The organism is Bradyrhizobium sacchari, assembly GCF_002068095.1.
In the GTDB taxonomy this organism is placed as follows: Bacteria; Pseudomonadota; Alphaproteobacteria; order Rhizobiales; family Xanthobacteraceae; genus Bradyrhizobium; species Bradyrhizobium sacchari.
On the sequence record NZ_LWIG01000060.1, the window covers coordinates 94,800 to 106,060 of the forward strand.

Sequence of the window (11,261 nt, forward strand, 5' to 3'; positions counted from 1 at the left end):
AATTGTTGCTATTTGTTTCCATCCTGAAATAGATGTGGCGTCTCAACGCATCATTTTCCTTGTCCCATTTGCGTCCCGTGCCGTTCGATTTTGCATTCCAGGCGATGGCCGAACGGTCCGATCGTGCGCCGGCGCGATGGCGCCGCCCGTTCCTGCATTGGCTGAGCGCAGTCGAGGCAGGCTGGGCCGTGCCGCTTCTCCTCGCCTGCTTCGTCGCGATCTGGACGCTTTACCTCGTCATCGCTTATGCCGGCGGCGGCCTGCATCCGGATACGCTCGAAGCCTGGGCCGTTGGCCGGAATTTCGCCTTTGGCTATCAGAAACATCCGCCGCTGATGGGGTGGGTTACGGCGGCATGGACCTCCGTGTTTCCGCTCAGCGACTGGTCGCTGCAATTGATGGCGATGGCCAATGCCGGGCTCGCGCTGTTCTTCGTCGACCTGATCTCGCGGCAGTTCGTGACCGGGCACAAGCGCGTGCTGGTGCTGCTGCTGTTGATGTTGACGCCGGCCTATCAATTCCATGCCCAGCGCTTCAACGCCAATGCGGTGCTGCTCGCGACCTGGCCGCTGGCGACGTATTGCTTCCTGCGCGCATTCGAGACGCGCGCCGCGTTGTGGGCGGCTGCGGCGGGATCCACGACGGCGCTGGCGATGATCGGCAAATATTACTCGATCTTCCTCGTCGCGAGCTTCGTCTTTGCCGCGCTGGCGCACCCGGGGCGGCGCGCCTATTTTTCCTCCGCTTCGCCCTGGATCTCGGTCGTCGTCGGGCTCGCGGCGCTGTCACCGCATCTGTATTGGCTCGCGACGACGGGCGCATCGACCTTCACCTATGCGCTGGCCCACGCAAACGGCAACGTCGTGAGCTCGCTCGGTGAGGTCAGAAACTTCCTGCTGGGGCTGGCGGCGGCCATGAGCGTGTCGGCTGTGTGCTGGGCGCTGATCGCCGGCACGCGGCTGAAGCAGTTTCCGGCGGATTTTGCCGCGATGAGCCCGGGCCTACGACTTCTCTTCTTCATCGCGATCGGAACGATCGCGCTGCCGGTGCTGACGTCGCTCGCGATGGGGACAGATCTGCCGTCGCTGTGGGCGTTGCAGGGGCTATTTCTTGTGGTCGTGCTCGTGGTCTGCGGCGCCCGCTATCCGATCGAGCGCTTCCACACCGTCAACGTCACAGTGATCGTGGCCATCGTCGCGCTCGCGGCAGTTCTGGTCGCGGCTCCGATCCATGCCATTTACCGCAACAAGCACGGCTACGAAGAAGGGCGGAATTTCTACGCACAGGCGGCTGACAGGGCGACGCACGAGTGGCGCGAGCTGACCGGGGAGCCGCTCAGCATCGTGACCGGCGACGACGCGCTGACCTTCGCCACGGCATTCTACAGCCCCGACCATCCGCGGCATGCGCGCCCGCTGGTGTATCAATACCCCTGGGGCGTGCCGCGCAAAGCCATGGCGGATGGCGGTTGGGCCGCGCTCTGTTTCCACGACCAGGATCTTTGCCGCGGGTGGATCGAGTGGGTGTCACCCCAGGCCGGACCCTCGGTCAGGCGCGAGTTCACTGTGCAGGCTTCACTGTGGGGCCGACCCGGCCTGACGCGGCAGATGATCCTGCTGATGGTGCCGTCTCGCGGCGAGCGGGCCGCGCCCGAGAGCGCCGCCAACGATTTCAGCGCGAGCAGGCGAGCTGCGGAGTAGGCGCGCGCTCAGCAATGACTGTCGCGCACCTGCTCGAGCCCTTCGCTGGCGAAAGGTGCAGTGAACGCGGCCTGCTCCGCATTCGGCTCGGGCCGCTTTGCGTCCGTCGGCTCCGAGGCGTGGCGGTCTTTGCGGAGTTCCAGTTCCATTGTTGCGGCCTTTCGAATTGCTGCGGTACAACATCAAGGCCACCGTGAAGTTCCTCAGGTCACGGGACGATGATGCGGCTTGAACAGCCGTCCTTTCTCCACCACCAGCACGATTCCGAGCGCAGCCAGCGTCGACAGGAAGAAGCCGATCGAGAACGGCAGCAGCGTGCCGTCAAAGCTCTGGCCGATCGCCATGCCGACCACGATGCCGATCAGGGTCGTGATCGAGCCGTAGAGCGATGAAGCGGTGCCGGCGATGTGGCCCTGCGGCTCCATGGCCAGCGCGGTGAAGTTCGCGACCATCATGCCAAACGAGAACATCATCAGCGCCGAGAGCACCATGAACAGGGCAAGCGGCAGCACACCGAGGCTTTCCGTCAGCAGCATCACGCCCGCTACGACCGTGTAGAGCGTCAGCGCGCCGTGCGAGATCACGCGCATGCCGAGCCGTCCGACCAGCTGCGCGTTGAGGAAGCCCGCCACAGCCGTACCGGCCGCGATCGCAGCGAAAGCGATCGGAAAATAGCGGCCGAGGTGATAGATGCCGGTGAAAACCTGCTGGGCGCAGAACACGTAGGCAAAGAGCGCGCCGATGACGCTGCCGGCGGCTGTCGCATAGCCGATGGTCTGGCGGTTGGTCACGGTCTGGCGAAAGGCCGAGAGCACATCGGCGGGCGCGAGCGACCTGCGCTCCGATTCGGGAAGGGTTTCAGGCAGCCGCAGCACGCACCATGCGAGCGCGAGCAGGCCATAGAGCATCAGCACGACGAAGATGCCGCGCCAGGCCGTCACCAGCAGCACGGCCTGTCCGAATGACGGCGCGATCACGGGCACCGCAATGAACACCATCATCGCGAGCGACATCACGCTCGCCATGCGGCGGCCGACATAGCAGTCGCGCACGATCGAGGTCGCGATCACGCGCGTTGCCGAGGTGCCGAGCCCTTGCAGCGCGCGCGCCAGCAGCAGCGTCTCGAACGAGGGCGCGGCAACCGCGAGCACGCTCGCCACCGCATAGACCGCCATGCCGCCGAGCAGCACCGGACGGCGACCGAAGCGGTCGGACAACGGCCCCATGACGAACTGACCGGCGCCGAAGCCGATCAGGAAGGTCGACAGCACGAGCTGGAGTTGATTGGCGACGGGAATGCTGAACGCCGTCCCGATATTGGGCAGAGCCGGCAGCATCATGTCCATCGCAAGCGGATTGAGCGCCATGATGGACGCAATCACGATAACGAATTCGGGAAAACCCATGGGCCGGTGTCCCGAGGACACCCAACCGTCGGCATTGACGTCGGACAAGAAGCTCACCTCTGAAATTCAGGGCTTTTTCTAGCGGTTATGCTGCGGCGCACAACCCATGTTTCGGGATGGCTGTCAGGCAGGACGACGGCGGACACGAGTTGGTGAGGTCGCCCGCCACTCCGGCCGCGGCGTCGAGGTTAAGGGCGGCTTAAGGCCGACGGTTCTGAGCTGATTCGACCAGGCCAAGCGCCAATTGTCCCGCGGTCTCCACGTAATCCAGGTCGCGATGGATCAGCATCACGGTCGTGGCGCCGTCGAGCAGGATCACGATCTGGCGCGCGAGCGCCGCGGCATCGGCAACGCCGTGGCCCTGCAATTCCGTTGCGAGCCAGGCTTCGAAGCGCTTCTTGTGCGCCGCCCCGGCCTTGACCGCAGGATGTGCCGGGGTGTTCGCGAGCTCGGCGATGGTGCGGAGGAATCCGCAGCCGCGCCAGCGCGGCGTGTTCACGGAGCGTCCGAGCTTGGTGAAGAGACCGCGGACCTTGTCGGCGGCGCCGCCGTCGGTCTCCGCGAACCAGCGCATGTAAAGCTCCAGCGTCGGCTGGTCCCTGGCCGCGATGGTTTCGGCGACGAGCTCGTCCTTGCTGGTGAAATGATAATAGAGCGTCTTCTTGGTGACGCCGGCCGTCTCGGCGACGGCATCCATGCTCACCGCCTTGATGCCTTCGCCATAGAACAGGCGCGTCGCGGCAACGACGATCTGCTCCCGCGTGCTGTCACCGCTTCTCGACATGGCCTCAAATGTATACTGCCTAGTGAGTATACACGGCAAGGCCGCTGTGGCTGACTTCCGCGCCTGTTCGACCTGGAAGGAGCCTGCACTTGTCCGATCTCGTCCTCGCGCAGACGCGCGGCGCCGTTGCACTGCTGACGTTCAATCGCCCCAACAAGCTCAACGCGCTGAGCTACGCCCTCATCGACCGTCTGATGACGACCCTCGACCGCATCGAGGACGACGCCAGTGTTCGTGCCGTCGTGCTGACCGGGGCAGGCGACCGGGCCTTCTCGGCCGGCGCCGACATCGCCGAATTCTCGGAGAGCGTGAAAGCCGGGCCCGATGCCGCGGTGAAGGCGTTCGTGCGGCGCGGCCAGGCGATGACGGCGCGCCTGGAGGCGTTTCCGAAGCCGGTCATCGCTGCGGTCAACGGCATCGCCTTCGGCGGCGGCTGCGAGATCACGGAAGCCGTGCATCTTGCCGTCGCGAGCGAGCGGGCAAGCTTCGCCAAGCCGGAGATTGCCATCGGCATCACGCCGACCTTTGGCGGCACCCAGCGCCTGCCGCGGCTCGCGGGCCGGAAGCGTGCGCTGGAACACCTGCTGACGGGAGATTCCTTTTCTCCACAACGAGCCGTCGAGATGGGATTGGTCAACCGCGTCGTGCCGCACGAGCAGCTCATGGACGCCACCTTCGCGCTGGCGGGTCGCATCGTCAGGCATTCGCAGCTGGCGGTCGCCCGGGTCATCACCGCCACCACGCGGGGCCTCAACGTCTCCATCTCCGAAGGCCTTGCCATCGAGGGGGAGCAGTTCGCGCGCATGGCGGCGACACAGGATACGCGCGAAGCGCTCGACGCCTGGCTGGCCGCACGCGCGTCGCGGTAGGGGGCGTGGCGACGGTTTCGCCGCCGTCTCAGCCGGGGCCGGCAACCAGCCATTCACCATAAGATCGCGGACGCCGCATCGGGGAGATGAATCCGCAACTCATCCTGTCCATTGTGGGCCCGATGGGGCGCCGCGCAGGCGCCCCGAGGGAACCCACCAAGGCAGGTATTTCGCGATGTCCGACGTGACCGGCATAGCACGAGGATTGGGCCCCTCGCTTGACACGAGCGCAGGGCGAAACACCTGGCTTGCCTGGCTCATCGGGCTGACGGCGCTGCTGGTGCTCGGCAATCTTGTCAGCGACGGCTCAATTCCCCTGAATTACGGCTGGGATGTTCGCGTCAATTGCGCCGCGGTCGATGCCTATGCCGACGGGCTCGATCCCTATTTCGTCAAGAATTTGAAGGGCACCAGGTTTTCCTACCCCTATCTGCCTGTGACGCTCGACGTGTTTCGTCCCCTCTGCGCGGGCGGTGTCCTCGTCGCTCATCACATGAGCCTATACCTCGTGCTCGCCGTGCTCTGCGCCCTGGCCCTTCCGGGTCTTGGCCCGACGCGCACCAGCCCGCGCGATGTTGCGCTCAGGCTGCTCTGCGTGTTCGGTGCGTTCCTCGGCTTCGAGTGGGTCTGGGCGTCGGGGAATTTCGCGATCCTGGGCGGCGTGCTGACCGCAGTCGCGCTGAGGCTTCTGCTTTCGCCGGCCTCCGGCGCATGGGACCGCGGCTTCGCCTTGCGCGTCGGCGGTGCCGCGCTGCTTGGTCTCGTGACCTCTTTCAAGCTGGTGTTCTGTCCCGTGATCGCCGCGCTCTATTTCCTGCCGCTGCCGCGCGCGCGCAAGCTGGCGCTGGTCGCGGTGGCCGCGTTCGGCTTCGCATTGCCGATCCTGATCTCGAGGCTGTTCTACGCCGACCTGTTCTCGAGCTGGCTGGGTGTGCTGACGAAGCAGATCCCCGATCAGCATGTCGTCGAGCTCATGGAAAACAATCCGTCGCTGCTGCTGCTGGCGCGCAGCCTCCTGGAGCAAGTCGGGCTAGGCGACAGCAAGCCGGTGATGTTCGCGACCTATGGGATCGCAGCGCTCGCAATCGTGCTCGTGCCGTTCGTCCTGTCCGTCCTGCGCGAGGTCGGCAGCGGACCGGTTCGGGAAGGGGAATCGCTTCTGGCGCGGCTCGATCGCTGGCTGATCGAGCATCCCCGCGTCGCCACGCGCGTCACCGTGCTCGCGATGTTTGCGCTCTATGTCAGCTCGCCCCGCCTCAAGGAATATGCCTTCTTCGAGCTCGCGGTCTATGCCGCGGTTCTCATCGCCGATCTTCCGTCCCTGGCACTCGCCGCCATGCTCAGCGTCGGTCTGCTCGCTCCCGGCATGGTCTCGATTTCGGGACACACGGTGGAGGGCGGCTTCATCCTCCTCATCGTCGCGCTGGCAACCTTCTGGATCCTGCTGCTGGATTTTCGCGCGGAGCCGATGCGACTTGAGCCGCGGGACGCGCGTTGATGACGAGCCTCGCCTCGTCCGCAGATGCCCGATCCCTGGCCGCGAACGCGTCAGGAAGCCGCTGGCGGACCTGGGTGATCCTGGTCGCGGCATTGCTTGTCGCCATGTCCGTCACCGTCGACTTCGCCGCAGAGGACACCTTCGGCTGGGACGTACGGATCAACTGCGCGGCAGTGGATGCCCACCTTGCGGGGCTCGATCCCTATTTCGTCAAGAACCTCAAGGATACGAAACTCTCCTACCCCTATCTTCCGGTCACCCTCGACGCGTTTCGGCCGCTCTGCGCCGGCGGTTTTCTGGTCGCCCATTACAAGCCGACCTATCTCGTCCTTGCGTTGATCTGCGCGCTGCTGCTGCCTGGTCTCGGCACGGCGCGCCGGGGTTGGCGGGATGTCGTGCTGCGAGGCGTGTTCGTGCTCGGTGGTTTCCTCGGCTTCGACTGGGTCGTTGCGACCGGTAATTTCGAGATCCTCAGCGGCCTGCTGACGGCGGCCTCGCTCGCATTGTTGCTGCGCTCTGTGCCGTCCGGCAGGCGGGGTGAGGTGAGCCTCATGCCGCAGCTCGCCGGGGCGGCCGTGCTCGGCCTCGTCACCGCGTTCAAGCTGGTGTTCTTGCCGGTCCTTGCCGCGCTCTATTTCCTGCCGCAGCCGAGACGCCGCAAGCTGCTTCTGGTTGCGGTGGCGGCGGGCGCGTTCGTCCTGCCGATCCTGGTTTCGCTGCTGTTATATCCGGATCTGTCTCGGAGCTGGCTCAGCGCGATCACCGGCCAGATCCCCGGACAGCATTCACCCGCAAGCGAGGTCAATCCGTCGCTGTTGCTGATTGCGTCGACGCTTGCAGGCCAAATTGGACTTGCCGGCAGCAAGGTGTTCGTCATCGGCCTCTACGGGGTCATCGCGATCACGCTTGTGCTCGCGCCGTTCGCGCTTTCGGTGTGGCGCATGTTCAAGCGCCAGGGCGAGCCTCGGACAGCCTCGCTGCTTCAGGCGTTTGACGACTGGCTGGTGAATCATCCGGGCGCGGCGATGCGCATCACCGTCCTCGCGATGTACGCGCTCTATCTCTGCACGCCGAGACCGAAGGAATATACCTTTTTTCAGGTGGCGCTCTACGCGGCCATTCTCGTCGCCGATCTGCCCGCGATGATGATGGTCGCCGCACTCACGGTCGCGGTCGCCATTCCGGTCCTGGCGTCGGCCTCGGTCACCGCCTTCATGGGCGGGTATGGCCAGCTCACGCTCGCGCTGATCTGCTTCTGGATTCTGCTTCCGCGCGAACCGCAGCGGATGTGATCTATCTCGGCGCCGGCGGCGCAGTGTAGAGGCTCATATAGGCGCCCGTGTAGTCTTCTTTCCAGCCTCGCCGGCCGACGAGGAACTGCCGGAGCTGCTCGTGTCCGCGGACCCAGAGCACCGCATCGATTCTGTATTTGCTGATGACCGAGTCCCAGGCGGCCTCGTCGATGTCCCAGCGCACCAGCTTGAGATAGTCGCGCAGCAATTCGTCCGGATAGGCGGTCGCGGCCCGGCCGTCCACGAACATCGGCACCGATCCGTGGGTGCGGAAGATCAGGAGCCCGCCGGAATTCCAGTGGTTCAGCACGCGCGAATGCGTGGAGTGCGCGAGCAAATAGCCGGCATCCTCATCCGAGAGCATGTCCGGCAGCGCCAGCGCCGGTCGCACCTGCAGGAAGCTGAGCGGCAGCACGAACACACCGATGATCCCCGCCGCCAGCATCGCGCGGCGGATGTCGAACCGCGACAGCCGCTCGGGCAGCAGCCGGTCGACATGCAGCGCCATCGGGACTGCCGAGAAGATGAAGAAGAACGCGATGTACCTGAACTGGTAGAGGCCCAGGAACAGGAACAGCCAAGCCAGCAGGCGCGGCTCCACCGGAATGGGTTTCGAGTTTCGATAGTGCAGCTCGAGCGCAATGAACGTCAACGCATAGGCGATGCCGGGGATGCTTCCGGGCAGCTCCATGTTGTGGAGATAGGGACGCCATTCGCCGATATTGGCCTGGATGAAATGGCCGAGCGTCGCCATCACGCCGTCGTAGATGTGCCATCCCAGGGGATTGACGAAGATCGCAGCAACGCACCCGATGCCCGCGAAGCAGTAATTCCTGAAGTTCGCCCAGTCCCGTCGCAGCAAGGCGACGCCGGCGAAGACGCCGATGATCGGAAAGGCGAGCATGAAGCCGCCGTGCAGATTGACCCACAGCACCATCAACACCGGCAGCAGGAACCAGCTGCGCCGCTGCAGGCATTCGCCGTAGAAGATCACCGCGAACAGCATGGTCGCGATATTCGGCGATGCCGCCAGATAGGTGTTGGGCGCCGCCTCGTAGCAGGGGTAGAGCAGGCATGCGGCGAAGACGGTGATGCAGACCGCCGGCACCGATGCGCCGCTGCGCAGGCCGCATGAGGTGAGGTATGCGACGATGACCGCGCCGCAGGCGACGACCAGCAGGACGATCCCGGCAAGGCCCGCGTGCTGGTAGAGCACGCTGGCAATCACGTCCCAGAGCCACGACAGATTGTACCAGCGCTTGTCTGCGAGCGTGAACGCCCACGGATCCTGAAACGGGATCTCGCCGCGCTCCCTGATCAGGTCTCCCGCCGCGATGTGCCAGCCGAGGTCGTAGTGGCTGAGCTGGACCGGACCGTTCGAAATGTAGAACACCGACAGGAACGCGATCAGGACGAGGTAGATCTCGCGCCCGTGCAAATGGCGTCCGAACGCCGTGGGCGCCCCGCCAATCCCGGTCCGGGACCAATTCTCGCGCGCGTCCATGAAAACTCTCACCATCGAAGCCGGCGCTGCAGGCTGCCGCGTTTCCCTTGAAGCCTGCGGCAACGGCGGCAGACATCGTTCGATTTAGGGGAGGACGGTCTAAGGTCGGGTAAAGGTCGGTTGCACTATGCAGGCGAGTTGGTGAACGAATGCTTGCGTGAAGGTAGGCGTCGGCGGGGGTGCAATCTGGGCGAGAAATGGTAAACTATAGCAATCTGTCACTGAAAACTGCTGGCATTCTGTCTAAAATTATCGCTTGATATCTCCGGGCTACGAGATCGAGGCGAGAATGAGTGACACACCGTCCCAGTCATCGGCTCCGCAGGAGCGCGGCCTTGCAATTACCACGGCGCAAGCGACCGTTGCGGCGGCGGCCCTGGCAGTCGTTAGCGCCATTGGCGGCGCGTTCATTCAATCAATGACGACGCGCGACGTTGAGGCGGGAAAGTCGTCAACTGCCCTCAGCATCGAGAAGACAAAGGTCGACGGTAGTCTGGAGATCGAACGACAGAAGCAGGCAGCGGCAACCGAGCTGGCGAGGCGGGAATTTGAAACAAAGCTCATCCTGAAGGCCATCGAAACGCCGGATCGGGACGAGGCGGTTCGAAACCTCAAATTCTTTTTGAATGCGGGTTTCATTCAGGACCCGGATCAGAAAATCGTCAATCTCAGCGCGAGTCAGTATCCTTCGATTACGCCACCGCCACCGACCGTTTCCGTGCCGTTCGAGAGACGCCCGGCTGGGCAGCCTCCTACTTCTCAGGATCAGGTCAATCCGAAGTTATTTGAGGCGGCTTCCTCGTTAGTCGGGTATTCCACGGCCAATGTGCCGGGGACAGGTCGCGGGATGCTTGCTTCGGCATGGTCGGTCAACGAGGTCGCGCGGATTGCACTTGGAAAGCCAATCAGTTCTTCAAATGGCGATAACGGGTTGAGCATCCTCGCAACCTTTGAGATCTTGAAAGCTCGTCATATCGAGCAACCGATCGCGAAGGTGAAACCCGGAATGATCATCGTGTCGCCCACGCAAGGAAGTGCAACCGGGCATATTGGAATTACGGGGACGCCGTTGGCGGATGAGCCCGATAATTTCATCATTTTCTCGAATAGCTCAACCAGTGCTGCGTTCGCGCAAAACTTCACCTTGCGGTCATGGAAGGCACTCTTCGAGGAGAAGAAGCTGGAAGTTCATTTCTTCGAGATCGATTTCAAAGCGCAATGACTGGGCACGCGAACCCCGTGTCAAAGGCGGGGGCTGATAGTGCCCGACCGCGTGCCGGTCGCGGCGTCGATCTCCGGCGGCGTCTTGCGACCGCGGGTCTGTTTATGATCGTGCGGCCGCGCCATTCCCGGTCAGCTCTCATGGTGCGGGCAGCCGGGGTCGAACCGGCACAGCGCTTGCGCGCCGAGGGATTTTAAGTCCCTTGCGTCTACCAATTCCGCCATGCCCGCTTGATCCAACGAGATCAAACACTTAAGTCCACCTGCGGCCGTCTGGAATTGGCGTTTGCGGCCCGGCGGGTGTCCTTCCTTAAGCGAGCCGGGCGCACAAGGCAAAGCCTCAATCCGGACATCTGTTGCTGCTTTAGGCATTCTCAATCCACGGGGACTATTCATCCGGCATGGCTGCTTCGCTTTCATCTCCGCTGCGCTTCTGCGGCGCGTTTCTCGTGCTGCTCGCGGGCGGGGCGGCCCTGGCCGGCTGCGCCGGCATCAGCGAGACGGTCGCGCCGGCCTTTGCCGATCCCGCCAAGTACGATCTGTACGATTGCAAGCAGCTCGAGACCGAGCGCAAGGCCCTCACCGCCCGCACGACCGATTTGCAGAGGCTGATGGACAAGGCGGAGACGGGGGCCGGCGGGGCCGTCGTGTCCGAGCTCGCCTATCGCAACGACTACGTCGCGGTGCGCGGGCAGGCGCAGCTCGCTGAAGACGCCTGGCGCCGCAACAGATGCCGGGAGACGCCGCCGGGTGCAGCTCCGGTGGCCTCAAGTCCGCAGCCGCCGGTGATCAAGCCCGCTCCGAGATCCGGCAGCGTCGCGCGCTGAGCCGGCACGAATGCATCAGCCTCAGGGCCGCCAGCGGTAGATCCAGTCCTGGCGTGCCAGCATGCGGTCCGGGCCAAGCGCACGGATCGCAAGATCGCGCGCCATCGCGAGCGGCCCGGTGAGATGATAGATGCGGCCCTGCTGCCGCGCGGTCCGCTGC

General features: G+C 64.2%; 10 protein-coding genes, 1 tRNA gene and 1 pseudogene. 6 read left to right on the forward strand and 6 right to left on the reverse strand.

What is annotated here, in order from left to right:
• The first annotated feature begins 68 nt into the window (after positions 1–68).
• Positions 69–1,700: a glycosyltransferase family 39 protein gene (locus tag A5906_RS36860; RefSeq protein ID WP_347337590.1), complete on the forward strand. Its 1,632-nt coding sequence runs from the start codon at positions 69–71 to the stop codon at positions 1,698–1,700.
• 8 nt (positions 1,701–1,708) lie between these two features.
• On the opposite strand, the gene A5906_RS43390 is transcribed toward A5906_RS36860, so the two are convergent.
• The 3 genes from A5906_RS43390 to A5906_RS36870 all read right to left on the reverse strand — a co-directional run bounded on the left by A5906_RS43390 (position 1,709) and on the right by A5906_RS36870 (position 3,890).
• Entirely contained in the window at positions 1,709–1,849 is a 141-nt protein-coding gene (locus tag A5906_RS43390) for a hypothetical protein (RefSeq protein ID WP_167523487.1), read from the reverse strand.
• A gap of 54 nt (positions 1,850–1,903) precedes the next feature.
• Positions 1,904–3,154, reverse strand: coding sequence for a multidrug effflux MFS transporter (locus A5906_RS36865; RefSeq protein ID WP_080134387.1), 1,251 nt, complete (start codon positions 3,152–3,154; stop codon positions 1,904–1,906).
• Positions 3,155–3,305: 151 nt separating this feature from the next.
• On the reverse strand, positions 3,306–3,890 hold the full coding sequence (locus A5906_RS36870; RefSeq protein WP_080134287.1) for a TetR/AcrR family transcriptional regulator: 585 nt from the start codon (positions 3,888–3,890) through the stop codon (positions 3,306–3,308).
• 89 nt (positions 3,891–3,979) lie between these two features.
• Here A5906_RS36870 and A5906_RS36875 point away from each other — a divergent pair, with 89 nt between their 5' ends.
• The 3 genes from A5906_RS36875 (at position 3,980) to A5906_RS36885 (ending at position 7,549) form a co-directional block, all read left to right on the forward strand.
• Positions 3,980–4,759, forward strand: coding sequence for a crotonase/enoyl-CoA hydratase family protein (locus tag A5906_RS36875; protein ID WP_080134288.1), 780 nt, complete (start codon positions 3,980–3,982; stop codon positions 4,757–4,759).
• Positions 4,760–4,934: 175 nt separating this feature from the next.
• Complete coding sequence (locus A5906_RS36880; protein WP_080134289.1) at positions 4,935–6,257, forward strand: hypothetical protein; 1,323 nt, start codon at positions 4,935–4,937, stop codon at positions 6,255–6,257.
• A complete protein-coding gene (locus A5906_RS36885) occupies positions 6,257–7,549 on the forward strand; it encodes a hypothetical protein (protein WP_080134290.1) in 1,293 nt (430 codons plus the stop codon). The genes A5906_RS36880 and A5906_RS36885 overlap by 1 nt, the downstream gene beginning before the upstream one ends.
• 1 nt (position 7,550) lies before the next feature.
• On the opposite strand, the gene A5906_RS36890 is transcribed toward A5906_RS36885, so the two are convergent.
• The gene (locus tag A5906_RS36890) at positions 7,551–9,053 is read right to left on the reverse strand and encodes a hypothetical protein (RefSeq protein WP_080134291.1); all 1,503 of its coding nucleotides are present in this window, start codon (positions 9,051–9,053) and stop codon (positions 7,551–7,553) included.
• A 289-nt stretch (positions 9,054–9,342) separates the two neighbouring features.
• On the opposite strand from A5906_RS36890, the gene A5906_RS36895 reads away from it, so the two are divergent.
• Positions 9,343–10,275, forward strand: a complete 933-nt coding sequence (locus tag A5906_RS36895; RefSeq protein ID WP_136614992.1) for a hypothetical protein — start codon at positions 9,343–9,345, stop codon at positions 10,273–10,275.
• Positions 10,276–10,416: 141 nt separating this feature from the next.
• Here A5906_RS36895 and A5906_RS36900 read toward each other — a convergent pair.
• Positions 10,417–10,505, reverse strand: a tRNA-Leu gene (locus tag A5906_RS36900).
• 170 nt (positions 10,506–10,675) lie between these two features.
• Here A5906_RS36900 and A5906_RS36905 point away from each other — a divergent pair.
• Positions 10,676–11,101: a twin-arginine translocation pathway signal gene (locus A5906_RS36905; RefSeq protein WP_080134293.1), complete on the forward strand. Its 426-nt coding sequence runs from the start codon at positions 10,676–10,678 to the stop codon at positions 11,099–11,101.
• Positions 11,102–11,122: 21 nt separating this feature from the next.
• Here A5906_RS36905 and A5906_RS45695 read toward each other — a convergent pair.
• Positions 11,123–11,261 (reverse strand): annotated as a pseudogene (locus tag A5906_RS45695) (FAD-dependent monooxygenase); the annotation flags it as partial.